Source organism: Methanoculleus sp., assembly GCF_036677455.1.
Taxonomy (GTDB): domain Archaea; phylum Halobacteriota; class Methanomicrobia; order Methanomicrobiales; family Methanoculleaceae; genus Methanoculleus.
The window spans coordinates 1-24,968 of record NZ_JAVBWL010000028.1 but is presented as its reverse complement, the minus strand read 5'-3'; the positions used below and the strand labels follow the sequence as shown (position 1 = coordinate 24,968).

General features: G+C 60.2%; 22 protein-coding genes. 11 read left to right on the top strand and 11 right to left on the bottom strand.

The features are described from left to right. Positions 1–34: 34 nt before the first annotated feature. Positions 35–619, top strand: coding sequence for an HD domain-containing protein (locus V6K60_RS07005; protein ID WP_332449801.1), 585 nt, complete (start codon positions 35–37; stop codon positions 617–619). 223 nt (positions 620–842) lie between these two features. On the opposite strand, the gene V6K60_RS07000 is transcribed toward V6K60_RS07005, so the two are convergent. The 4 genes from V6K60_RS07000 to V6K60_RS06985 form a co-directional block, all read right to left on the bottom strand. Then, positions 843–2,183, bottom strand: a complete 1,341-nt coding sequence (locus V6K60_RS07000) for an APC family permease (RefSeq protein ID WP_332449800.1) — start codon at positions 2,181–2,183, stop codon at positions 843–845. A 181-nt stretch (positions 2,184–2,364) separates the two neighbouring features. After that, positions 2,365–2,694: a DMT family transporter gene (locus V6K60_RS06995; protein ID WP_332449799.1), complete on the bottom strand. Its 330-nt coding sequence runs from the start codon at positions 2,692–2,694 to the stop codon at positions 2,365–2,367. A gap of 353 nt (positions 2,695–3,047) precedes the next feature. Next, the gene (locus V6K60_RS06990) at positions 3,048–4,964 is read right to left on the bottom strand and encodes a glycoside hydrolase family 15 protein (protein ID WP_332449798.1); all 1,917 of its coding nucleotides are present in this window, start codon (positions 4,962–4,964) and stop codon (positions 3,048–3,050) included. Between the two features lie 10 nt (positions 4,965–4,974). Continuing rightward, positions 4,975–6,387 carry a sugar porter family MFS transporter gene (locus V6K60_RS06985; RefSeq protein WP_332449797.1) on the bottom strand — a complete coding sequence of 471 codons (1,413 nt, stop codon included), beginning with the start codon at positions 6,385–6,387 and terminating at the stop codon, positions 4,975–4,977. 161 nt (positions 6,388–6,548) lie between these two features. On the opposite strand from V6K60_RS06985, the gene V6K60_RS06980 reads away from it, so the two are divergent. Further along, positions 6,549–6,806: a hypothetical protein gene (locus tag V6K60_RS06980; protein ID WP_332449796.1), complete on the top strand. Its 258-nt coding sequence runs from the start codon at positions 6,549–6,551 to the stop codon at positions 6,804–6,806. A gap of 64 nt (positions 6,807–6,870) precedes the next feature. Beyond that, entirely contained in the window at positions 6,871–7,098 is a 228-nt protein-coding gene (locus tag V6K60_RS06975; protein ID WP_332449795.1) for a ferredoxin, read from the top strand. A 308-nt stretch (positions 7,099–7,406) separates the two neighbouring features. Here the strand turns inward: V6K60_RS06975 and V6K60_RS06970 are convergent, their stop codons facing one another. The 3 genes from V6K60_RS06970 to hxlB are packed head-to-tail and all read right to left on the bottom strand — an operon-like array spanning position 7,407 to position 10,166. Further along, positions 7,407–8,444, bottom strand: coding sequence for a M42 family metallopeptidase (locus V6K60_RS06970; RefSeq protein ID WP_332449794.1), 1,038 nt, complete (start codon positions 8,442–8,444; stop codon positions 7,407–7,409). A 7-nt stretch (positions 8,445–8,451) separates the two neighbouring features. After that, positions 8,452–9,558, bottom strand: a complete 1,107-nt coding sequence (locus V6K60_RS06965) for a pyridoxal phosphate-dependent aminotransferase (protein WP_332449793.1) — start codon at positions 9,556–9,558, stop codon at positions 8,452–8,454. A gap of 8 nt (positions 9,559–9,566) precedes the next feature. Continuing rightward, positions 9,567–10,166 carry a 6-phospho-3-hexuloisomerase gene (gene hxlB / locus V6K60_RS06960; RefSeq protein ID WP_332449792.1) on the bottom strand — a complete coding sequence of 200 codons (600 nt, stop codon included), beginning with the start codon at positions 10,164–10,166 and terminating at the stop codon, positions 9,567–9,569. Positions 10,167–10,701: 535 nt separating this feature from the next. On the opposite strand from hxlB, the gene V6K60_RS06955 reads away from it, so the two are divergent. Together V6K60_RS06955 and V6K60_RS06950 are read left to right on the top strand one after the other, a co-directional pair. Continuing rightward, positions 10,702–13,329 carry an ATP-dependent helicase gene (locus V6K60_RS06955; protein ID WP_332449791.1) on the top strand — a complete coding sequence of 876 codons (2,628 nt, stop codon included), beginning with the start codon at positions 10,702–10,704 and terminating at the stop codon, positions 13,327–13,329. Next, on the top strand, positions 13,326–14,042 hold the full coding sequence (locus tag V6K60_RS06950; protein ID WP_332449790.1) for a metallophosphoesterase: 717 nt from the start codon (positions 13,326–13,328) through the stop codon (positions 14,040–14,042). Before V6K60_RS06955 ends, V6K60_RS06950 begins: the two co-directional genes overlap by 4 nt. 10 nt (positions 14,043–14,052) lie before the next feature. Here V6K60_RS06950 and V6K60_RS06945 read toward each other — a convergent pair whose 3' ends face one another. Continuing rightward, positions 14,053–14,340 carry a putative quinol monooxygenase gene (locus V6K60_RS06945; protein WP_332449789.1) on the bottom strand — a complete coding sequence of 96 codons (288 nt, stop codon included), beginning with the start codon at positions 14,338–14,340 and terminating at the stop codon, positions 14,053–14,055. A 97-nt stretch (positions 14,341–14,437) separates the two neighbouring features. Next, on the bottom strand, positions 14,438–15,586 hold the full coding sequence (locus V6K60_RS06940) for a hypothetical protein (RefSeq protein WP_332449788.1): 1,149 nt from the start codon (positions 15,584–15,586) through the stop codon (positions 14,438–14,440). A 323-nt stretch (positions 15,587–15,909) separates the two neighbouring features. Here V6K60_RS06940 and V6K60_RS06935 point away from each other — a divergent pair, with 323 nt between their 5' ends. The 4 genes from V6K60_RS06935 (at position 15,910) to V6K60_RS06920 (ending at position 20,287) form a co-directional block, all read left to right on the top strand. Beyond that, positions 15,910–17,520, top strand: coding sequence for a PEGA domain-containing protein (locus V6K60_RS06935; protein ID WP_332449787.1), 1,611 nt, complete (start codon positions 15,910–15,912; stop codon positions 17,518–17,520). After that, complete coding sequence (locus V6K60_RS06930; protein WP_332449786.1) at positions 17,517–18,698, top strand: hypothetical protein; 1,182 nt, start codon at positions 17,517–17,519, stop codon at positions 18,696–18,698. The genes V6K60_RS06935 and V6K60_RS06930 overlap by 4 nt, the downstream gene beginning before the upstream one ends. A gap of 76 nt (positions 18,699–18,774) precedes the next feature. Further along, positions 18,775–19,071 carry a DUF3784 domain-containing protein gene (locus V6K60_RS06925; protein WP_332449785.1) on the top strand — a complete coding sequence of 99 codons (297 nt, stop codon included), beginning with the start codon at positions 18,775–18,777 and terminating at the stop codon, positions 19,069–19,071. Positions 19,072–19,135: 64 nt separating this feature from the next. Further along, the gene (locus V6K60_RS06920) at positions 19,136–20,287 is read left to right on the top strand and encodes a PQQ-dependent sugar dehydrogenase (RefSeq protein ID WP_332449784.1); all 1,152 of its coding nucleotides are present in this window, start codon (positions 19,136–19,138) and stop codon (positions 20,285–20,287) included. A gap of 23 nt (positions 20,288–20,310) precedes the next feature. Here the strand turns inward: V6K60_RS06920 and V6K60_RS06915 are convergent, their stop codons facing one another. Continuing rightward, positions 20,311–21,384: an NAD(P)-dependent alcohol dehydrogenase gene (locus tag V6K60_RS06915; protein ID WP_332449783.1), complete on the bottom strand. Its 1,074-nt coding sequence runs from the start codon at positions 21,382–21,384 to the stop codon at positions 20,311–20,313. Positions 21,385–21,765: 381 nt separating this feature from the next. On the opposite strand from V6K60_RS06915, the gene V6K60_RS06910 reads away from it, so the two are divergent. Next, positions 21,766–23,187 carry a hypothetical protein gene (locus tag V6K60_RS06910; RefSeq protein ID WP_332449782.1) on the top strand — a complete coding sequence of 474 codons (1,422 nt, stop codon included), beginning with the start codon at positions 21,766–21,768 and terminating at the stop codon, positions 23,185–23,187. A 43-nt stretch (positions 23,188–23,230) separates the two neighbouring features. On the opposite strand, the gene V6K60_RS06905 is transcribed toward V6K60_RS06910, so the two are convergent. Further along, positions 23,231–23,830 carry a DUF2179 domain-containing protein gene (locus V6K60_RS06905; protein WP_332449781.1) on the bottom strand — a complete coding sequence of 200 codons (600 nt, stop codon included), beginning with the start codon at positions 23,828–23,830 and terminating at the stop codon, positions 23,231–23,233. A gap of 487 nt (positions 23,831–24,317) precedes the next feature. Between V6K60_RS06905 and V6K60_RS06900 the strand changes: the two genes are divergently transcribed. Further along, on the top strand, positions 24,318–24,968 hold a 651-nt coding region (locus V6K60_RS06900), incomplete at its 3' end, for a hypothetical protein (protein WP_332449780.1).

Genomic DNA, 24,968 nt, shown 5'->3' with positions numbered 1-24,968 from the left:
ATAGATTTCTCTCATAACCAGAGAGAGATCTCTCATGAACAACCAGACCGCCGCGATGCTCGACCACGTCCGGGCAGCCCTCCCGGCATCCGGGGCCCATGGGTTCGACCATACCCTCCGGGTCGCCCGCCTCTGCGAAGAGATCGGCGCCCGCGAAGGCGCGGAGATGGCGGTCCTCGTCCCGGCCGCAATCTTCCACGACATCGCCCGGCCCATCGAGGAGGAGACGGGCGTCCCCCATGAAGAAGAAGGGGCACGGATGGCGACGGCGTACCTGGAGTCTGTCCGCTACCCGGCTGAGTGCATCGCGGGCATTGTCCACGCCATCCGGGCGCACCGCTACAGTTCCGGCATCGACCCCGCGACTCTCGAGGCCCGGGTGCTCTCCGACGCGGACAACCTGGACGCGATGGGCGCGGTCGGGATCGCAAGGACGTTCATGCAGGCGGGAGAACAGGGACGGGGCATCGCGGACGCGGCCGGCCACTTTCACGAGAAACTCCTGAACCTCAAGGACCGCATGTACACGGAGAGCGCCCGGGAGCTTGCCGGGGAGAGGCATGCGCTCCTTCTCGCGTTCCTCACGGCCCTGGAAGACGAGTGCGCTCCCGGACGATAAAAAAACGGTCAACCGCCCGGCACGAGGATCTCTCAGGGACACTCGCATAACTGCCTCATTTCTCATTGGTGCCGTCCTCCTCGCGACCGGCGCCGGCACCCTGAACGGGGAGGAGGATAGGAGGCCTCGCTCCGGAAAGGCAATCCGCCGGCGAGGCGGGGGGTGTGGTCTCCGTCAGGGCGGCCGCCTCCCGATCGGACGACGAGCACCCGCGGCGACGCGATCAGGCTGCGTCCTCGCTATCCCGCTCCACGGGCCGGCGGAGCAGGAGACGTATCTCCCGGACAATCAGCTCCCTTTCGGGGACGTCCTCGATGAGGAGGAGGATTGAGCCTGCCAGCAGGATGGCGATACCGAGCCCGAGGACCATCGGTGCGAGGGTGACAAGCATCGCCGCGCAGGATGCGGCGCCCAGCAGCGGAAAGAGAGGGCCGAACGGGATAACAAAGAGGCTCTTTTCCGACGAGACCAGCGTCCTGCGCCTTGCCAGGATGAACGCGCTGACGTTCACGAGCAGCATCGCCGCAAGGATTGTGACGTTGGTCAGCTCCACGATGAACGAGAGGTTCCCGGCGAGGATGAGGATGGCTGTAAGGCCAGCGCCGAGCAGAATGGAGCTCGCCGGCTGACCGTTCCGGACCCGGGCAAACCTCCCGGGGATCTGTTCTTCGCTTGCCATCTCCAGGATGATCCGCGAGGCGCCGAGGATGTTTGCGTTCGCGGCCGAGAGCGTCGAGAAGAGCGCCGCGAGAGCGACGACAACCCCGCCTGCGGGTCCGAGGTAGACGACCGATGCATCAAAGACGCTCTCACCCCCATACGAGGGGAGCCGCGCCGCGAGCAGTGCAATGACAACCCCCACGTATATCAGCGCCACGATGCCGATGGATGCAAGGGTGGCAATCGGTACGTTCCTTGCAGAACTCTTCACCTCGCCGCCCATCATAGCCACAACCTGAAACCCGATGTAGGCAAAAAAGATCATCGTCACCCCCTGGAGCATGCCGCTCACGCCGCCGGGGAGGAACGGCGAGAAGTCGGAGGCCTGAACGTGGGCAAGCCCGACCAGGATCAGGCCGACGAGGATCGCTATCTTCGCGGCGACGAGACCGACCTCGACCCGTCCCGCTTCTGCGGCCCCCCTGAAGTTGAGCGCCGCAAGCAGCACGAGAGTGGCAAGGGCGGCGTAACGCGGGTCAAGATCTGTTCCCGCCAGCAGGTTTACGTAGATCCCGAACCCCAGGAGGACGAAGGCGGTGGCGATCGTTATGCTGACGTACATCGCAAAACCCGCGAGAAACCCGGGGTACGAGCCGAGAATGTGCCGCACGTAGAGGTACCCGCCTCCGTCTTCGGGATAGATGCTCGCGAGCGCCGCATAGGATAGACCCGAAAAGGCAACGACGAGACCGCAGAGGAGGTAGGAGATCACCGCCGAGGGGCCGGCGATGGCGATGATGAGGCCACTCAGGACAAAGACCCCGGCCCCGATCATGTTCCCCACCGCAAACGCTATCGCGGCAGAGAGGCTCAATCCTTCTGTCCGCGTTGCTCCGCCCGGCATCGCGGTCTATGTCCGGCGGGCTATAGATAAGGCTACCGGCAGGGGGTTCACGCCGCGCCTGATCGAGAGGCGGTCTTCTTGCCGCACCTCAAACGAGGTTCGTGGTGCCTCCCCCGGCATCGTGGAGGGGCGGGACTCAAACACCGCGAAACAGCATCCTCGTCGGCACGAGCCCCTCACCTCACGCGTCTGAACAGAACTTCAGCCCCATGATCCCCGCGACGATCAGGAGGATACAGAGGAGGCGGGCGACACTCCGCGACTCCCCAAAGAACACGATCCCGGCGATGACCGTCCCGACCGCCCCGATGCCCGTCCAGACGGCATACGCCGTCCCGATCGGGAGGGTGGTGAGCGACCGCGAGAGGAGGTAAAAACTCCCGACCATCAGGATGATGGTCGCCACCGACGGCACGACCTTCGTAAACCCTTCGGTATACTTGAGGCCGAGCGCCCAGCCGGTCTCCAGGAGTCCGGCAAAGAACAGGGTAATCCAGGCCGAATTCTGCATAGATCCTCTTACATCAGACCGGGTGAGCGATATACTTTGCCGAAGTGCGTTGCTGGATATGGACTATACTTCCCTTGAGGAGGTTTCGGCCTCGGTCTCATCGTTTTGGCCTGGCGCCGCTCCTTACACCCCGGGACAGGACCGATACCGTTCCGGGAGGCCGCTTCAGAACACTTCATCCGGGGGTGGGAAACTCCTTCTCCGGGGGCGTGGTACCCGGAGAAATCCGCCTGTCCTCCCACCCGTTCTCGACGCCAGGTATGGCTCAACTCCCCTGAAAATGTCCATAAGGTGCCCTGAACCATCCGGGCCTTCGATCACCGGATAGACGCTACGTGCATTAAGCCCCGATCTCAGGGACCGGGTTTGCCGCCGCCATGCCCTGCCGCATCTGCCGCGGCGGCGTGATACGGGCTGACCGTACCGACGTATCCTGCATGAGCAAGTGAAACAGCGGCGTTGATGATCCCGATGTGCGAGAACGACTGCGGGAAGTTGCCCAGGTGGATCCCGGTCGCCGGCTGGAGTTCTTCAGCGTAGAGGCCGAGCGAGCTGGCGCGTGCGAGGAGGCTCTGAAATGTCCGGTGCGCCTCTTTCGTGCGACCGGCACGTATCAGGGCGTTGATGAGCCAGGTCGTGCAGACAACGAACGACCCCTCCTTCCCGGTCACGCCTTCCGGGGCGTCGATGTAGCGGTAGCAGAGGTCGTCGACGACGAGATGTTCGAGCGTCGCATCTATCGTCGAGAGCATCCGCGGGTCGTCTCCCTTGATGAAGTTGATGGTAGAGAGGCGCAGGTTCGCGGCATCAAGTTGTTCATCTTCATATGACTGCTTGAATGCACCCAGGGTATCACTCCATCCCTTATCGAGCACTTCCTCGTGGATCATGTCGCGCTCGCGGCGCCAGCCTTCAACATCCCCCGGGAGGCGCATCTCTTCCGCAATCTCGATCCCGCAGTTGAGGGCGAACCACAGCATGGCTTTACTGTAGACAAAATGCCGTACACCGCCCCTGACCTCCCAGAGCCCGCTATCGCGGTCATGCCAGTGGTGGGTCACCCAATCGAGCATCTCCCACATTCTTCCCCAGAGCGGTGTCGGGTCATACTTCCCGATCTTCCAGGCGAACTGGATGGCACCCATGATCTCCCCGTAGACGTCGAGTTGTTCCTGGACCGCCGCCTGGTTCCCGATCCTCACCGGCCGGGAGTCCCGATACCCTCTGAGGTGGTCGAGCACCTCCTCGGTAGTTCTGCTCTCCGGGACGACGGGGTACAGGATCGAGATGCCTGTGCCTTTCAACCTGACCGTACGTACGAGCCAGTCGAAGAACGGTTGTTCATCGTCGAGGTAGCCAGCAAGGAGGAGCGCGTACAGCGTGAGCGACGCATCGCGGATCCAGGTGAAGCGGTAATCCCAGTTTCGTTCGCCGCCGAAGGTTTCGGGAAGCGATGTCGTCGGTGCCGCAACGATGGCGCCGGATGGCGTATAGGTCATCATCTTGAGAGTGAGAGCGCTGCGGATCACGATATCGCGATACGGCCCATCGTACGTGCAGTTGCCGCTCCACTGTCGCCAGTAATCGGTCGTCACCTCGAGGGAATCTTCCGGGGTGAGCTGCGGCAGGGCGGCATCGTCATCTGTTGCAAGGGTGAACGCTGCCGTCTCACCTGCGTGAAGCGTGATCCGGCCGGTCAATGCTTCGTTCGCATCATCTGCCTGCCACCTCGCCGGTCCGGTGAGTGTGTATGCCCCGAACGTCGCCTGGCTCCCCCGAAGGGCGAACTCCGGGCGCGTTCGAGCGTAGTTCGGACGGGGCAGACAGTTGCAGGCAATCTCAACTTTCCCCTCGGTGCACCCCGCGATGCGTATGATCCTGCCGGGAGCCGGGAGCCGGCGAAGCCGGGCAACACTTGCAATATCCATGAAATCTCGAAGGACTGCGGTTCCATCGGCGCAACGGAAAGTCGTTTCAAGGACGTTCGTCGCCTCCCGATACCGGTGCGAACTCTTAAACGGCTCCTCAGGCTGTATGCTCCAGTACCCGCCGTGGTCGGGGTCGAGGATCCGGGCAAAGAGCGACGGCGAGTCGAACCGATGGAAGCAGAGCCAGTCGATGGAGCCTCTACTGCTGACGAGCGCCACGGTATGCCCGTTCCCGATCACTCCGTAGTCTTCGATCGGCCGGTACTCATCACGGGGTGCACCCTCACGACGGCGGGGTGGTATGGGAACCGATGACCGGTTGTTCAGGGAGGTATTGGGCATAGCAATCCAGTTATGGTTTTGGCGCACCCTTCAGTTCGCGAGGGTGCCGGCCGGCTTTGAAATGCTCTTCGATCGCTTCAAGTGTGAGTCCTTTCGTCTCCGGCACCAGCCTGAAGACAAAGAACCATGCAACGATGCCCACAAGTGCGTAGAGCCAGAAGACACCCACCCGCCCCAGGACTCCGGCCAGCGTCAGGAATGTCAGGGTGATGAGAAAGTTCGCGGCCCAGTTGGCGATGGTTGCGACGCTCATGGCACGCCCCCGCACGTTGAGCGGGTAAATCTCGGCTATCAGCAGCCAGAAGACCGGTCCGAGGCCGATGGCAAACGAGGCGACGTATGCCGTCAGGCTGACCGCGGTGATCAGCCCGAGGAGTCCCTCTCCCGGGCCCGCTCCACCAAACGCAAACCCGGCACCGAGCACGGCGAGACTCACGACCATGCCGGCGATTCCCACAAGGAGGAGGGGGCGGCGTCCTGCCCGGTCAACGAGGATGACGGCAGCGACGGTGGCGAGGACGTTCACGACACCAACACCTGCAGTCGCTGCGATCGAGGCCGCGGCAGAGTGTAGCCCGGCAAACTGGAAGATCGTCGGAGCGTAGTAGATGACGGTGTTGATGCCGGTCAGCTGTTGCAGGATAGCCAGGCCGAGACCGACGATCAGAGGCATTCTCATCGACGGTGCCAGCAGGTCGGACCAACTGCCGGCTTTCTGTGTCCTGACCGAACGACTGATATCATCGAGTTCGCCTGATACGTCCCGGGTTCCCCGGATCTTCTGGAGAACGACGGCTGCCCGGTCTGTCTGCTGATGAGCCACGAGCCACCGGGGACTGCCCGGGAGCAGGAACATACCGATCAGGAGGAGGGTGGCCGGCACGGCACCGAATGCGAACATAGCACGCCAGTTGCCGCTTGCAGAGAAGAGGTAATCCACTCCATAGGATACGAGGATCCCAAGGGTGATAAAGAGCTGATTGAGCGAGACCATGCTGCCGCGGAACGCCGAAGGTGCAATCTCGGAGATATAGAGGGGGACGACGAACGATGCAACACCTATGGCAATACCGATCAGCACGCGGCCGATGAGGAAGACGGACAGGCCCGTTGCAGCGACGACGAACCCGGTGCCTGCCAGGAAAACAGCCGATGCGGCGATGATCGAGGGGCGCCGCCCGATCCTGTCGGCAAGGAGACCGCCGGAGATCGCCCCCAGGATCGCGCCGACGAGCACCGAACTGGTTGCGACCTCTTCGAAGACCGGCGAGAGATTAAATTCCCCGGTGATGAAGAGGATCGCCCCGGAGATGACCCCGGTATCGTACCCGAAGAGGACTCCTCCGATGGCTGCCACTGCTGCAGCAATATAGACCAGCGGCGTGATACCGGATCTTTTCGGCTCTTCACCCCGTGCGTTCATCCTCAATCCCCGGTTTGATTGCATCCATCCGGGGCTATCCGGTCCGGAAGAGACGATAGGCCCGGGATGAGGCGTGGAGTATGTCTTCTCCGTCCCATGCCGTCAGGATGCAAATCATGCGCTTGGAGGGTTGCTTCTTCTGTACCTCCATGATAAATGTGATGGTAAAATCCCACCGGCAGATCGCGTCGACGATGGGCTTCCCCTGGTTGGTAAGATGCTCCGATACTCATGTTCGGGGAAGATCTGAACAGAACTCTCCGTCTCTCCGGGTCCCCTCCTGCCTCAGCGCCGTTGCCGGCATCGTTGCCCGGGAGATCCTGCTCTCGTTCTGCTCCCTTGCTGTTCTCGCTCTGCTGACGAGCCGTCTCCCTTGCCAGAGCATTCTTGCGTTCGCCTCGATGCCAATCCCGCTATAGGTGAGTTACCCGTCACCTTTAACATAGAAGAGCGCCCTCCCCGAGAGAGACGGAGGTATGGAGAGTGGTGAAGGTTACCATCGACAGGCCGGGCTGCATCAGCTGCGAATCCTGCTGGACGCTCTGCCCGGACGTCTTCGAAGAGGACCCCAGCGACGGTCTGAGCTCGATCGTGGAGCAGTACCGGGTCAACAACGACCCCGCGGAGGGAGAAGTGCCCGACGACCTTGCCGACTGCGCGATAGAGGCCGCCGACTCGTGCCCGGTGACGGTCATCATCGTGGAAGAGTAAGGCCGGTTGGAGGGATACGGCAGCCCTAACGGACCGTAACGCGCACGAAAATTATTATTCGTGTGTTGGGATAAAATTATATACTTTTAGCGCCATGGGGTGTTTGCCTGAGAGTGGGGTCAATCGGAAGGCACATCCACACATGACGCAGCGGGTTCACAGGCCCGGACGGTTACGGCCTGCGAACACAAAAAAACACTGCACCATGAACCGAAATGTGCCCGGGCGTAGAGTCCATCTCTCGGGCACCCCTGTTCTTCGACGATTCTGCAACGGTCTACTGTAAAAAAAGGGACGTTGTACCCGTATCAGAGCGCGGGCTTGCTCTTCAGCGCCTCGACCAGGAGCCTGACTCCGGCCTCGATGTCGGCGGTGTCGACCACCTCGACCGGCGAGTGGATGTAGCGGGCGGGGATCGAGAACGGGATGCTCGGGATGCCGCCCCGTTCGAGGTGGATGATCGTCGCGTCGGTGTTGCCGCCGGTCCCGACCTCGATCTGGCAGGGGATGCCGTTCCTCTCCGCGGTCTCCCGGAGCCACGCGGTCATCCGGGGATCGGCGATGAGCCCGCGGCCGCTCGCGCTGACGATGACCAGGACCGGCCCCTTGCCCATCTCGACGCTCGCATCCTTCTTCTCGATCCCCGGATGGTCGCCGGGGATGGTGACGTCGGTCGCGATGGCGCAGTCGGGGTTCAAGGCGTAGGCGCTGACGCGGGCGCCCTTCAGCCCCACCTCCTCCTGGACCGTGAAGACGGCATGGATCGTGTGGGGCGACTTCGCCTGCTGCATGGCCCGGATGAGCATCACGACACCGACCCGATTATCGAAGGCCTTTCCCGTGACACGGGTGCCGGTAAGTTCCGCGAACTCGCGGTCGATGGTGATCGGGGTGCCGATCTCGATCCCGAGGTTCCTTACCTCTTCCTCGCTCGCCGCGCCCACGTCGATGAAGAGGTTCTCGACCTTGACCTCCTTCTTGCGCTCCTCTTCCTTCATCACATGCGGAGGCTTTGCGCCGAGGACGCCCATGACAGGCCCTTTCGTCCCGTGCAGGACCACCCGCTGGCAGTAGAGCACCGGCCCGTACCATCCCCCGATGGGGACGACCCGGATGAACCCCTTCTCATCGATGTACTGGACCATCAGGCCGATCTCGTCCATGTGGGCCGCGAGCATGATGGAGAAATCGTCGCCGCGCTTCGTGGCGATCAGGTTCCCCATCGTGTCCTCGCGGATCTCATCGACCACGCCCGCAAGCTCCGCCTTGATGATCTCCCTGATGCTTCCTTCGCTGCTCGATACGCCGTGAGCGTCCGAGAGCTTCCTGAGTAACTCTTTCACCATTCTCTTCTCACTCCATCAGTCTCCTGAGCCTCCCGACGGCACGGGAGAGGGTCTCCCGGGGCGCCGCGTAACTGAACCGTGCATATTCAGGTGCCCGCGAGCCGAACGCCCCGCCCGGCACGATGATGATGCCGTTCTCGACGGCCTTCGCGGTGAGGGCCTCTCCCATCGGGACAAACATATAGAACGCACCCTCCGGCCGGGGGAAGGTGAGCCCGAGGCCCGTGAGCCCCGCATACAGGAGGTCGCGCCGGGCACGATACTCCTCCCGCATCTGCGCGACGGCGCTCTGGTCGCCGGTGTAGGCGGCGACCGCCGCATACTGCGATATCGACGTCGCGCACGCCTGGGCGTACTGGTGTATCTTGAGGAACTCGGGGATGTAGTCTTCGGGTGCCGCGAGGTAGCCGACCCGCCACCCGGTCATGGCGTAGGTCTTGCTCGTGGCGTTGACGGTGATGACGTCCTCGCCGAACCGGGCCGCGCTGACGTGCTTCTTCTCGTAGATGAAGTGCTCGTAGACCTCGTCGGAGATGACCGTGACGCCCCGGTCGTTTGCATACTCGACAAGGGCGCGGATCGACTCCTCGCTCTCGACGGCGCCCGTCGGGTTTGCCGGCGTGTTCAGGACGAAGACCCGTGCCCCGTCCATCTGCTCCTTCGCCCGCTCGACATCGATATGCAGGGTCGCATCGAGCCCGACACTCTCGGGCCGGCCGCCGGCGATCGTCGCGAGGGCGGCGTAGGAGACGAACCCCGGGTCGGTGACGAGGACGCGGTCGCCCGGGTCCACGAGCGCCTCCATCGCGAGGTGGAGCGCCTCGCTCCCTCCCGCCGTGACCAGGACCTGCTCGGGCCGGTAGGCGATATTGTTCTCCCGTGCAAATTTTTCGCTGATCGCCTGCCGCAGTTCCGGGATCCCGGCGTTCGGGGTGTACCCGGTCTTCCCCTCCCGGATGGCGGCGATCGCTGCCATCTTGATATGGTCGGGCGTATCGAAGTCCGGCTGCCCGATACCGAGGTTGATCGCATCCGGCCCCCCGGCATCGAAGAGTTTCCGGATGCCCGACATCTCCACCGACCGGACCCGGTCGGCATACCTGTGTTCGCTCATGATTCTTCTCACTCGATGTTCGCGTGCCGGCACTGGAGGTCTTCGGGCCGGCACTGGGTGATCTCCATCAGCCGGGATATGATTGCATCCGCAAAGACCATGGCGGTTGTCTCAAAGATGGTGCCGAGCGGCGCGAACGACTTGTGCTCGCCCATCATCTGCCGGATCTCGAACTCGGCCGACTCATCGGCCACTTTGTCCCGCTGGCTCTCGATGACGACGATGCAGTCGGCGATACGCCCGATCCGGGACTCTTTCTTCGAAGTGATGAGGCAGACCCGCCCGCCGATCTCCTTTGCCGTCTCGGAGATATCCGCGATCGTCTTGGTCGCGCCGGACCCGGAGAAGACGATAATGACGTCTCCCGGCTTCATGGCCGGGGTCACCGTCTCCCCGACGACGAACGCTGAGAGGCCGAGGTGCATCAGGCGCATGGCAAACGACTTTGCGACGAGCCCGGAGCGCCCGGCGCCCATGGTGTAGATACGGTTTGCATTCAGGATCTCGGTGAGAAACCCATCGATCTGCTCGTCGGACATCACGTCCGCGATGGTCCTGATCTTGGTCGACATCAACCGCATCATGTTCTTAACCGGGTGATTTGTCATCGTAGTTCCTCTGGTACATTTCACGAGAAGATACATTAGAATATCTCAAACGCGCCGGGATGTGGAATCACCCGGAGGCCCTGGACCTGCCGCTAGAGGGGGATTATAATGACTGAAAAATCCAGTAAATATTTTTCTCAACAACCGGGGCTGCTACTTTGAGAGGCCGGTGGCTGCCGGGATCAAAGGGATCGCAATACGACATAATAATTGTTAAAACAGGTAAGGAGCCAATATTGGCGGGATATTATCCATCGGCGCTTCCACGCAATATCCCGTCCAACGCAAAAGGCTATTGAGGATGGTTACAGAATATATACAAAATTCAGCGTGACCGCGGGATCGCGAGAGGCGAAAAATTGCCGCTAAAAACCTCATATATGGCATTATTTTTGCCCTCCCGGGGTCGTCGCTTGATATTTGGTTAAAACTCCTGCCAGACCAGGCAGATCAGGAATTACGCGAGCCTGCCGTCCCCTGCACCGTTACGCGGGGGGCGCACGGCGGGACGCACGGGACAACAGCAGGTGACAGGATGGAGATGTGGCCGGCAGGGCAGGAAGAGCGCTCGGACGAGGAGGTCCTCGGCCTCCTTGACGAGAACGTACGGGAATGGTGCATACGACGACTGAACGGGCAGTTCACGCCGCCGCAGAGGATGGCGGTTCCCCTCATCCACGAGGAGAAGAATGTCCTCATCTGTTCTCCGACCGGGTCGGGAAAGACGCTTTCGGCGTTTCTTGCGATCATCGACGGTCTCTTCGTCCGGGCGCGGACCGAAGGGCTCAAGGACAGCGTCTATTGTCTCTACATCTCGCCGCTCAAGTCGCTTGCAAACGATATCCATAAGAACCTCACCCCGCCGCTCGAGGGGATCGCTGATATCGCCCGCGAGCGCGGGATCGAGCATACGCCGGTCCGGCACGCCATCCGGCACGGGGACGTTTCGAAGGCTGAGAAGGCAAAAATTGCCCGGAAACCCCCGCATATCCTCAACATCACCCCTGAGACCCTCGGGATCCTCTTGAACTCTCCGAAGTTCCGCGAGAGCCTCCGGACGGTCCGGTGGGTCGTCGTCGACGAGATCCACTCCCTTGCGGGCTCAAAGCGTGGCGTCCACCTCTCGGTGAGCCTGGAGCGCCTGGAGGAACTGGTGAAGGAGGCCGGCGGCGGGTTTACCCGGATAGGCTGCTCGGCGACGATCGAGCCGCTCGATGAGGTCGGCCGGTTCCTGGTCGGCGCCGGGCGGGACGTGGAGATCGTCGATACCCGGTTTGCGCGGGAGTTCGACCTCGCCCTCCTCTGCCCGGTCCCCGACCTGATCGAGACCACCCCCGAAGACCTCTCGCGGCACCTCTACGCGACGATCCACCATCACATCCAGGCCCACAACAACACCCTCGTCTTCACGAACACGAGAAACGGCGCCGAGCGAATCCTCCACAACCTCCGGGCCCGTTATCCCGAATGGTATACGGAGGAGAACTCCGGGTGCCACCACGGCTCGATGGGGACGGAAGGAAGGCTCCTCGTCGAGGAGCGGCTCAAGGCCGGGAAGATGAAGGTGGTGACGACCTCGACATCGCTCGAACTCGGGGTCGATATGCCCCACGTCGACCTCGTCCTCCAGGTCGGGTCCCCGAAGTCCGTGGCGGCGCTCCTCCAGCGGGTCGGGCGTGCCGGCCACCGCCTCGGCGAGGTCGTGAAGGGGAGGATCGTCGTCCTCGACCGTGACGAGCTCGTGGAGTGCGCGGTGATGCTCAAGGAGGGGCAGGACGGGTTCGTGGACCGGATCCACATACCGGAGAACTGCCTCGACGTCCTTGCGCAGCACGTCTTCGGGATGGCGATCGAGGGGGAGCAGCAGATCGATGCGATGCTCGCGGTCATCCGCCGGTCGCACTGCTACCGGAACCTCGATGAGGAGGACCTCATGAGCGTCGTCCGTTACCTCGCCGGGGAGTACGCAGGGCTCGAGGAGCGGCGGATCTACGCGAAGGTCTGGCACGACCCGGAGACCGGGACGATCGTGAAACGGGGGAGGAACGCCCGGATGATCTACTTCCTGAACTCCGGGACCATCCCGGACGAGTTCTCCTGTGACGTTCTCACCCGGGACGGGGTCTTTGCCGGCACCCTGGACGAGAAGTACCTCGAGCGGATGAACAAGGGCGACGTCTTCGTCCTCGGGGGGCGGCGCTACAAGTTCGCCTACCGCCGGGGCGGGAAGCTCTACGTCGACCCGACAGCGGACCGCCCCACGATACCGAGCTGGTTCTCGGAGAAACTCCCGCTCTCGTTCGACCTGGGGCTCCACGTCCTCCGGTTCAAGGAGAGGATGCTTGCTGCGATGCAGACGATGGCAACCGAGGACCTCGTCGACCTGCTCCTCTCCCGTTACCCGATCGACGAGAACAGCGCCCGGAGCATCTGCGCGATCTTCGAGCAGCAGGTACTCTACCTGGGCGACGAGGCCGTCCCCACGCCGGGCCGGATCGTTGTCGAGGAGCAGGTCGACCGGGAGAACCGCCGTCGCCTCTACTTCTTCATGACCAACTACGGGCTGCGGTTCAACGACGGGTTCTCCCGGATCGTCGCATATAGGATTGCACGAGACGTGACCACCAACGTCTCGGTCGGGATCAGCGATACCGGGTTTCTGGTCTCGATACCGCTCGAGAAGCAGGTCGATCCCGCCGGCATTCTCCGGTCCATCCGGGCCGACGAGTGCGGGGAGGTCCTCGAAGCGGCCGTCGAGAACACCCAGCTCGAAAAAAGGGTCTTCCGGATCAACGCGGCCCGGTCATTCATGATCCTCAGGAACTACATGGGAAAGAGAAGGAGCGCCCGGCGCCAGCAGGTGAGCGCCGATATGCTGATATCGTTTGCAAAACGGCTCGACAATTTCGCCGTGATGCGGGAGACCTACCGTGAGGTGATCGACGACCGGTTCGAGGCGGAGAACATCAGGACGATCGTCGAGGGGATCGGCACGGGCGAGATCGAGGTCGTCCTGACCCGGACGGCATCCCCGAGCCCGCTCGCGTTCGGGATCGCGACGCTCGGCGTCTCCGACGCGGTCTACGCACAGGACCGGCTCTCGATGCTCCGCGAGTTCCAGCGCCGGGTGATGAGCAGCATCGAAGACGGGGCGGCGGCATGAGCCCGGCCGGTGAAGCCGACCTCCTTTCCCGGTTCGGCTTCTACAAGGGCGCCCTCTACGTCCGGGGCCTCTCCCTCTGCGTCGTCTCCGACGTCCATATCGGGCTTGCCGAGACGCTCTACCGGCAGGGCCTCCACTTTCCGCTCCACGAGGAGGAGACGCTCATCGAGCGGTTCGAGACGATCCTGGAGCGGTTCAGCCCGGAAGTCTTCGTCCTCGACGGGGACATCTTTCACTCCTTCGACCGGGTGAGCCGGGACGTGCGAGAGACGTTCTCGACGGTCCTTGCGACCCTGCGGGCGGAGTGCGAGGTGGTTCTGGTCCGCGGATCGCACGACACTATGCTTCCGGCGATCGCCGCCGGATCGGTCGAGCGCTACGACCGCAGCGGCTACACGGTGGTCCATGGCGACCGGGAGGTCGACGACCACGGGACGCTGGTCATCGGCCACGACCACCCGGCGATCGAGATCGATATGGCCCGGTTCCCTTGCTTCCTCTATGGCGAGAGGGTGGCTCGGGGAAAGGACCTCATCGTGATGCCGGCCTTTAACCCGCTCTCCCCCGGCGTCGTGGTGAACTATACGCGAGGCCGGGACTTCCTCTCGCCCATTCTCCACCGCGTCGATGCAGGCAGTCTGCAGCCGGTGGTGGAGGTCGACGGCGAGGCGGTGGTCCTCCCGCCGCTCGCAGGCATCCGGCGGTTCGCGTGAGGGGCGGGGCTCAGATGACTTTCTGGTAGAGGGCGATATCGAGCGGCCCGGTGAAGAGGGGCCCCGCCCTCTCCCCGAAGTCCTGGAAGTGGGGAGTTGCGTTGTGCGAGTCGATCGCGGCCCGGTTCTTCCAGTTCTCGATGAACGTGAACTTCGCGGGGTCCTTGAGGTCGACATAGAGATCGTACGAGACGTTTCCTTCCTCGCTCCTGCTAGCTTCAACGAGACCCCGGGCAATCTTCAGGAAATCGTCCGTCTTATCCGGTTTTACGTTGCATTCTGCTACAATCGTGATCATACGGGTCTGCTCCTGCTGCCGGCGTGCGGCATCAGGCGTAGTGGTCCCGCAGAACCAATAAACCTGTGCCCCGACCCGGGACATACCGGGGGGGCGTTCACGCCATAGGCAGTATCTTCTGGGACCGCAGCCAGGTGATATCCACAAGAACGCACATCTCATTGTAGTCTTCGCGCGAGATCGTCATGTCAAAGAGGGATTGATACAAGACAGTCCTCCCGGAATCTTCCTTCAGAATCTGATTCCCTCGCGTTTTCGCCGCCTCGAAATCATAATCATTGATCAGCGTCGTTTCAAGAGCCTCTCGCTGTGTTCCGGAGCTGTCGGTATCCCATGCGACGTACGCGTGATCCGGGGTGATGATGATGTACGGCCGCATCCCCAGCGCTTCTATGGCAGAAGCAACGAGGACGGCACCTTCGATGCAGTTTGCATTCCTTCTCTCCAGAGATTCATCCGGGGTGTTGACCCGTTGCATGTCGCCCACACCGAACGCAACGGGTGTATGCACGTAACTCAGGTTGTAGTCGTACTTCAACGCGTTATAGATAGCTTTGACCTGGAGAGCCGTACACTCTTTTGCCTCACTGTATGACGTTATATTACCAGAATATCCGCGCAGGCTCCGCTCAAGGCCATACTTTGCATACCGCTCATCGAGATCGCTTCTCGCCCATTCTTTTGCCTTCGCCAGCAGGTCCATCACGCCCCCGGATTGAGGGGTGACAAACGCGGCGATGAATCCATGATAAACGGTGATCTTCCCGTCCGGGTCCTCAATTGCCCATACCATCTGGTTCATCGGGTAGAACGTGACCGGGTTGGTCTTCTCCTCTTCAACGATCCAGGTGTCACCATCCTGGTATTCGATCCGGTAATAGATGGCTGCGGTGGTTGTTGTCCCAACCTCCCGGATCTGGGGGAGATTCAGCCTGATATACTGGTCATGCACCAGGGTGCTGTTTGCCTCTACCCGAACGGTGGTATTCACCGGGTGACTGTAGCCGGGATACTGCGATGTGAGCCGAACCAGAACAGGCTCCGTTGTCGGGTTCTGGATCGTGTAACTGAGATCTGATTCGTTCAGGTACCATGTGGTTCCTGCATTATGCCAGGCTAGCGGATAGAACGTCCTGGTCTCTACAGAAGACTGGATAGGTGAGGTATTGGTCCGGGATGACAGGTCGTCGGGGTCCCCGAGCGCCAGAGCAGGTGTGCAGCAGGAGAGCAGCAAGGTGGCTATCATCAACCAGCAGGCGAGAAAGCCGGGGGAACGGGTCGTTACAGGGAGCATATGATCGCCTCTGGCCCTACCCTGGACGTGGTGATGGTTAAATACCTTACCCCCGGATCCCGGCTGACGCGACGGTTCCCGGACCTGGCGATCTGTTGTTATCTGACCGGGCGGCCATGTGTACACACCGTTCCTCGGGAGCGCCGATCCCCGGGTGTTTCACAATCCGTGCAACATCACTGGCACTCCTGCTCAAGAACACGTTGAGATCACCGCGCATCCATACAGTTAGTATTATATTGCAACACGCATACAATCCGCCGGTGTAGATGGGCATGACTCGAATCCGTCGTGTTGCTGGGTTCTTTCTCCTCATAGCCATGATCTCCGTAATCGTGCAGGGTGCACAGTCGGATAAAACCAATGATCTCTATCAACTTGACAGCCGGAACGTTGCATTGACAACAGTTACTGGGACCGGGGAAGGTGTGGATACCCCCGAGATCGTGCAGATAACCAACCGCACGCAGGACCAGTATCATGCACGCATGTCGGGCAACTGGATGCTGTGGGTGGAAAATGAACGCAGAGGCGCCGTGGTTCTGTACCTCTATGATATGGCAAACCGGTCCGAGAAGAGAGTCGCGGATATCTCCTCATTCAGGACGTATCCAGAGATCTCCGGGAACTGGATCGGTTGGGTCGAGAACCAGAGCGACCCATCCGGTGATTCCATCCCTGTCATCCGGGCGTACGATATCCAGAACGACACTATCATCCAGGTGACCGGGTTCCCTGCCATGCCGTCCCAGACAAGCGAATCGCTGTACCTGAAGATGGATGCGATATCAACGCTGGACCTCTCGGAGAACGGGATCGTCTGGCATGATAGAAGGGACGGGAATATGAATATCTATTACTACAACTTCTCGACAGGGCAGGAAGAGCCGATAACCACATCCCCCCGCGATGAGATCGATCCATCGATCTCGGGCGATCGGGTGGTCTTTGCAGAGCAATACGAGATGGAGGGTTACAACATCTTTCTTTATAACCTGACTTCAGGCGAGCAGGAACGAATCACTGGCGCTCCGGCCATGCGAAGGAACCAGGCAATCTCAGGTGACCACGTCGTCTGGTCGGAATGGAGGGATCACAATTACGATATCTGTTGCTATACCATCTCATCGGGGAATACCACCTGGATCACGGAAGATCCCATCCATCAGCTCTGGCCACGGATCTCCGGCGACGTCATCGTCTGGTGCGGGTTCCTGGATGAGGATATCTATGCCTATGACCTCTCGACACAGAAGACAATGCGAATTACAGACGATACCGTCGCCCAGGTCTGGGCGGACATTGATGGCAACAACATCATCTGGCATGACGCCCGAACCGGCAACTACAACATCTACCTCTATTCACTGGAACCGGGACCTGGCACCACACCTCAATCGAACGCTACGCCTCAGGCGTATACGGTTCGAATCAACTCCGTTCCCTCCGGGGCCGATATACTCCTAGACGGCGAGTCCCGGGGGCGTACGCCGGCGACAGTATACTTCGATCGACCCGCGACTCATGAGCTCGAGCTCGTGAAGAAGGGGTTCAGACCATGCCTGACGACGCTGAATGTCTCCTCATCGATGAGTTATGTGGCAAACCTCGAAAAAGAGGCGGCTGGTCCGGCTGGAGGTCCGGTGACACCACTCATGGCTATAACCGTAGACTCCGTCCCGCGAGGTGCAAACGTCTCGGTCGAGGGGAAGGTTATGGGGACGACGCTGTTCCTCTGGGATAGGATCCCTATAAGGGAATATACGCTCGAGTTAACACTTGACGGATACCAGCCAAACGTCACCACCGTGAGTTCAGATGTGCCGGTCAATATCAGCCTGATCCCGGAGGAGACGGACGGGATGGATGGAGATGGGCTTATGTGACCGGGATAACTCACCCGGAGAAAGGGGTCATCATTCAGGCTTGCTCAGGCAGAACCGTGATTGCTCTTGCAATTGCCCTTACTGCCGTCATTTTCCTGACCTATTGCGGGTTCAGCATGGCTCTTCCAGAAAATTTCCCTCTTGATCTCTCCTATATCATTGCGATCGCTTCGCAGAGCGGAGCAATCGGGTTTCAGCTTATCAGTATCCGGTACCTCTTCTGCCGGGTGGAAAGGGTCTCTCTGGAGGGAATCCCGGAAAAGTTCTGTTATCCGGGCGGTGATTGGCTGCCTCATGCAGTGAGGCGGGTCCTGCATGACAGCACCATCTTCACCAGATTTATTGCCCTCTTCTTATTGCTGTTTATCGTTATCGAGTCTGTCAGTTTTCTCGGGGAGATCAGCGCTGTTATGTATCTCCTGGAGAGAACCCCGCTGGGGATTCCATACTACATCTTCAATTACGGAGTTACGTTCACCAACTACTTCCTGCTCGGGACCATCTTATGGGTGCTCGTCGGTACCGTCCTCGCAATCGGCGAGATCAAGCGTGTCCGATCCACAATATCCAGCAGTATCGAAGTCTACTGCCCCGATCAGATCGGGGGTCTTTCTCCGGTTAAGGAGTATCTTTTTCGCCCGCTGTACGTATTCCTCGTGAGCGTTACGCTGCTGATGCTCAGCTACTTCAATCTGCTGCCCTTCTTTACCGCGTTCTTCGAACCCGATATTGTAGCGTTCGCGAGCCTTGACTTCTCTGCATTCTCTGGCAGCATCTCGAATGTGTTCATAGACTTCTTCGGTGTTATCTTGTGTTTCTCTCTGTTCTCGCTCCTTGCATTGGTAGGGGTTATTGTAACGATCGTTGGATTGAATCGGCTCTCCTCACTTTACCTTAACGACCTCGAGGAGAGAATAGCCACCATAACCGCGAAGTACAACGATTCCCTGGCGGTCCTCCTCTCCATGTCACCGGATGAGATACGTAGTTCGGAGAAGGAGGTGAACAACCTTAACCTGGCGTTGACCACCTTCAGTACCGAACGGGAGAAGTTGCTGCAGTGGCATTCGCGGTGCAGCAGAGCTGATGCCTGGACGGTGCTCCGACTTCTGGTGGTGGCGTATGTTCCACCCGTTGTGACGGTGGTCTTTCAGGTGTCGCAACTATTAGCCTCATGACCATGGTCCCGGCGCCCCGACCCCACAAGACCGGAAGAGCCTGCCGGTAACGGCGCCAACAGGATCCCGGGATACCGTGTGGGTCGCAAACATACTCGGCGGAGCGGCCACGCTTCTATTCGGGCTCATCATCCGGGTCTTCAACGCAAGCGGCCTCATCGCGGGCTACAACACCGCATCGGCAGAGGAGCAGGCGTTGTACGACGAGAGAGCGCTGACCAGGTTCGTGGGAAACCTCCTCATCGCCGCGTCCCTGGTCCTCCTTGCCGGCGGGCTGCTTCCCGGCGCTGCGGGGATACCATGGCTCCTCTTTGTGGCAATCGTCATCGGGGGCATCGTCTATATGAACACCGGGGAGCGGTTCAGGCGGTGAGGGTCCCGGAGGGGCAACGGCTATATACGCTCCTGCCATCCGGGGTCCCGGAGATGACCCTGCCATGTCACGGAGAACCGTTATCATCCTCGCCGCCGTTGCGGTCCTCGCCTTCCTCAGCATCGTCGTGGCCGTCGTGCTACAGCCCGGCGGCCCTGCCGGGACCCTGCCGCTCGATACGATCACCCTCCCGCCGGGGTTCGCCATCGAGGTCTACGCCGGGAACGTCACCGGGGCGCGGTCGATGACGTTGTCCCCGAACGGCACGCTCTTCGTCGGGAGCCGCGGTGTCGGGAATGTCTACGCCATACCCGACCGCGACGGCGACGGAAGGGGAGACGAGGTGATCGTCGTCGCAAGCGGTCTTGACTCCCCGAACGGTGTTGCATTCCAGAACGGGTCGCTCTATATCGCCGAGATCGGCCGCGTCCTCCGGTATGACGATATCGAGGCGAACCTCGAGAGCCCGCCCGACCCGGCGGTGGTGAGCGACGCCTTCCCCGATGACGCCGCACACGGGTGGAAGTTCATCGCGTTCGGCCCCGACGGGAAACTCTACGTCCCGGTGGGCGCGCCCTGCAACGTCTGCGACCCCGACGACGAACGGTTCGGGACGATCATGCGGATGAACCCCGACGGGACCGGTCTCGAGGTCTACGCCCGGGGCATACGGAACACAGTGGGGTTCGACTGGCACCCGGAGACCGGCGATCTCTGGTTCACCGATAACGGCCGGGACTGGCTGGGGAACGATGCCCCGCCGGACGAGTTGAACCGGGCGCCGGAGGCCGGGATGCACTTCGGGTTCCCCTACTGCCATGGGACGTCGATCCCCGACCCGGAGTTCGGAGCGGAGCGGTCGTGTGCTGAGTTCACGCCGCCCGAACAGGAACTCGGACCGCACGTCGCGGCGCTCGGGATGCGGTTCTACACCGGTGAAGCGTTCCCGGAGGAGTACCGGGACCGGATCTTCATCGCCGAGCACGGCTCCTGGAACCGGGTGGATCCGATCGGCTACCGGGTGACGATGGTCACGCTTGAGGACGGGACGCCCAGCTCCTACGATGTCTTTGCAGAGGGCTGGCTCCAGGGGCGCGAGACATGGGGGCGGCCTGTTGATGTTGAGGTCGCACATGATGGAGCGCTCCTGGTCTCGGACGACCGGGCGAACGCTGTCTACCGGATAACCTACCCGGGGGTGCCCCGGTCCGATTGAAAAAAAAGGGATTGAGATATTGCTTATTCTTCGATCACGACGACCGGCTTGATGAGGTCGCGGGGCTTCTCCTTCATCAGGAGCAGGGCCTCTTCCATCTTGTCGAAGCCCTTGAACCGGTGGGTCAGCATCGGAGAAAGGTTGAGCTTGCCGACCTCAACCAGGCTTGCGAGTTTCTCCATCCGGCGTCTGCCGCCGAGCATCAGGCCGCAGTGGATGAACTTGTGGCTCATGCCGCAGCCCCACTCGACACGCGGAATAAAGACATGGTCGCCGGAGCCGAGGTAGTTGACGTTCCCGATGATTCCACCGGGCTTGACCATCTTGATTGCCTGCTCCATGGTGTGTACGTCGCCGCCGGCGATACAGACCTTGTCGACACCCTTGCCGTCGGTCTTCTCGAGGACCTGCTCGACGATGTCGCCGTTCTTATAGTTGATGATATCGGTCGCGCCGTAACCCCGTGCAGCGTTTGCACAGTCCTGTCTGCTACCGACCGCGAGGATGTGGGACGCACCCATCAGGTTTGAACCGGCAACCGCCATCAGTCCGACAGGGCCGATACCGATACAGCAGACGGTGTCGCCGAGTTTGATCTCAGCGAGTTCCGCGGCCTGGAAACCGGTCGGGACCATGTCCGCGATCATGGATGCTTCTGCTACTGGAATGGAATCCGGGAGGATTGCAAGGTTTCCATCCGCCTCGTTGACATGGAAGAGTTCGCCGAAGACACCATCCTTGAAGTTCGAGAACTTCCAGCCGGCAAGCATCCCGCCGGAGTGCATCGGGAATCCGCTCTGCGCTTCACTCGACATCCAGTCCGGAGTAATTGCCGGAACAATGACACGGTCACCGGGCTTGAAGTCTTTCACCAGTGAGCCGACTTCGACGACTTCTCCGACAGCTTCATGGCCGAGAATCATGTTGCTGCGTTCTCCGAGAGCTCCTTCCCAGACCGTGTGGACATCAGAGCTGCACGGTGCAACTGCAAGCGGCTTTACGATTGCATCGAGCGGACCGCACTTTGGGGCTTCCTTTTCGATCCATCCGATCTCGCCGATCTTGAGCATTGCCAGGCCTTTAATTTTTTTTGCCATGTATGGGTCACTTCCATCTGTTTCTCCGTGAACCTCCGGTTCACGCGGGCCTCATGAGATACGCTCATAGACCTGTGCCGACCGATACTCGCCCGATCGGCACAGAAGCGATCGGATGATCAACCGACATAATGTTCCAGTCGCTGACCTTCATATATATATTATCCCATTTTGATTAACCTGCATTTCCTCATAATATATCGCTTCTTATAGAGAATAAAGGTCAAACTCCCATTTCCTGGGAGTAAAGATCTGCCTGACATCGATCCCCGGCCCAACAAAATTTAGGGAATATACCTCTGGTATACCCCCAATATTTATGATTATTCGGTGTAGAACGGAAATACCTATATGATCTATTCCCTAATACTATGATCGCCTATGGAAGAGTGGGTTCGGGCCTGGCTGGAGGAGCAGCGGCGGAGAGGTGAGAGGTGCCTGGAGATCAAGTATATCCAGAACAAACCCTACGTCTATCGTTCGACGAGCACCTACGACCGGATGACCCGATCGGCAAAGAAGATAAGCACCTACCTCGGCAGACTCACGAAAGAAGATGGCTTCATCGCCAAAGGAGAAAAACGGCCGAATCACCCGGTACATCTCCACAGGATCCAGGAGTATGGGAATGCCGCCTTGATGGCAGAAGAATTCGACGAGATGCTCCCCGTTCTCCGGGAGGCGTTCCCCGCCTGCTGGCAGGAGATCGTCGCACTCACCTTCACCCGGGTCGCCGGGTATACCCCGCTCTCCAGGGTCGGGGATGCCTGGGGAAAACTCGACAACATCCTCGCGATCGCCCCGGACTGCGACCCGGCGAACCTCTCCCATGTTCTCACCGCAGTCGGCGGCGACGACGCTGCCCGGGAGGCAGTCTTCCGGCACCTCTCCTCACCAGCGCACTACCTCGCCTACGACCTCTCGTTTGCCTTTCCCCACTCGGATACCCTCAACATCGCCGAGGTCAGCGACAACGCCGAGAACGTCTGGCTCCGGCAGGCCAACATCGTGCTCTCCTGCGCGACGGACACCGGCCTCCCGGTGATGTTCCGGGTCCAACCGGGCCCGGTCAGGGACGTTGCCGCCCTCGTGGACTCCCTCTCGGGGATCGATCCCGCGAGGACGACCCTCGTCCTCGACCGGAGGTCTATCCCGGAGGAAGGTACCCTCCTCCAGGAGGCGAAGATCCCGTTCGTCATCCTCCAGCGCCGCAACAGCGTCCGGTATGCTATTAGAATCCATCTCACCGACCACTTCTTCTACCACAAACAGCTCGTCCGTACCGGCAAACGCGAGGTTGGGAGACTGATGTTCTACCTCTATGAGGATGCCGACCTCGCGGTTGAGGAGGAGAAGACCCTTTACCGCCTGCTGGAGAAGGGGCAGATCGACCGGGAGACGCTGAACCAGCGGCTGAAGCGGGCCGGCAGGATCCTGATCCTCTCCTCGATCGTGGCAGAGCCGCAGGAGATCTATGGACTATATAAATCGCGAGACACAGTCGACGACTATTTTACCGGGTTCAAAAGCCTGATCCAGGTGGACAAACCCTACCTCCGGGATGCCACGGCGGTCCTCGGCCATATCTTCATCGGGTTCCTCTGTTTCTACCTCCACTGCCGGATCCTGAACCTGATCGAACGGGCAGGACTCTCTGCACACCTCTCACCCCGGGGACTCCTTCTGAAACTCTCAACAGTGCATTCTGTAGTCTACGATAGGAAGAAAGAGCTGACCGAGATACCGAAGGAGGTACGGGGGATCGCCGGGAAACTTGGACTCACGCTATTCCCCGACCGGTGAGGCGCCAGTCGCATATACCGATGATCGTTCTCTGCCGCCGGGATCACTTCCCCTTCCGCAAGCCCCTGCCGAAGTGGAACGGGGTCGGGCCCGGCGTAACGACCGGGAACGTCCCCTCGGCCGCCCGCCGGACGTCCTCGATCGAGTAGAAGGCCTTCGGGTTGAACTCGTGGATGGCGTTCTCCACATCCGTGATGTTCTTGCGCTTGACCACTGAGATGATGACCTTGCCGGGACCCATCTTTCCCTGGGCGTCGAGGACCGTCACCCCGTAGCCGGCACCGCGGAGGTAGCCGATGAGGTTCGTCGAATCCCGCTGGGTGATGATACGAACGATGGCAAGCCCCATCGCCAGCCGTTCCTCGACAATCATCCCGACATAGTTTCCTGTGGCGAATCCGGCAGCGTAGGCGAAGTAGTTGAGCGGGTTCGTGAGGTTCTGAAAGATCTGGCCGACGGCGATGATCCAGATGAAGACCTCGAAGAACCCGAGGACCGGGGCGATCATCTTCATCCCCCGGGATACGAAGATGATCCGCATCGTCCCGATGGTGACATCGCAGATCCGCGCAAAGAAGATGAATAACGGGATTATGACCAGAGAGAAGGCCTCAGGGCCAATCTCCGGGACGATGCCGAGCATAGATCAAGATGGATGAGCGAGAAATATAATTCTATCCATATGGAAATAGATGTCGGACAGATGACATCGTATTGAACACGCTTCAAAGGATATTAACGATAAATCGCAGGAGAAACAGGTGAAGCAAATCCCCGGAACAGGTTTGATACCTGGAGGGATATGCCGGTCAGATCTGGTGTGCGGCGGGATGAGGGGGGTTCAACCGGCAGAGATTCCGCGTATCGCGGCGCCGCGCGCGGACGGAGAAAGAGAGAGTGAACTGTTCCCGGGACGTATGTCTTATCGCTTCTTTTTCCCGTAATTCTTACAAAAATCAATACTATTCACTAATAATTCCGTTTCTTACCCGGATATTTTCCATACTTCTAAATACTATTCTATGATAGCTTCCCGTGAATACAAGTTTCAGGTGATCGGAATGGAGAATTGCTGGGTGAAGGGAATTCGCCCGATAACGCTTTCTTTTGCTCTGACCGTGCTTATTTGCGTGATGCTGATAGCACCGGCAGCTGCAGACTCCCTGCCTCAGTCAAGCAGGGTCTATGTGAACGCATCGTATAACGATGAAACGCCCGACTACGGCTACCACAACTTCTCGACCATCCAGGAGGCCATCAACAATGTCGCGGTCGGCGGCGAGGTGTGGGTCTACAACGGGACGTATAACGAGGCCGTCGTGATCGACCGAAGTATGACCGTCACGACCGCCTCCTACCTTGAATGTCCCGGCCTCAACGGCACGACCATCGACGCCATGGGTGCGGATACCGGTGTCGAGATCATCGCAAGCAACGTCAACTTCTCCGGGTTTAAGGTCGAAAACGCCTCCGGGGTCGGGATCTATGCTCATGGCGCCGACGCGATCGAGATCATCCACAACAACGTCTCGATCCTCAAGGAGATCTATGCGATCACCTATGGCATCCTGGTTCAGGACGGCACGGATGTCTGCATAGACAGCAACGAGGTGCGTGCCATCGGAAGCAGTGCTCGGGCGGGCATCGCGGTCGTTGAGGTGACCGATGCCTGCATCCACGACAACTACATCGTGGCGGTCTCGGAGCACCAGGAATCGACAGCAGTAGGGGCGAACCCCATTACGATTCGTGTCGCAGGTCTGGAAGACGACCCGGTCTTC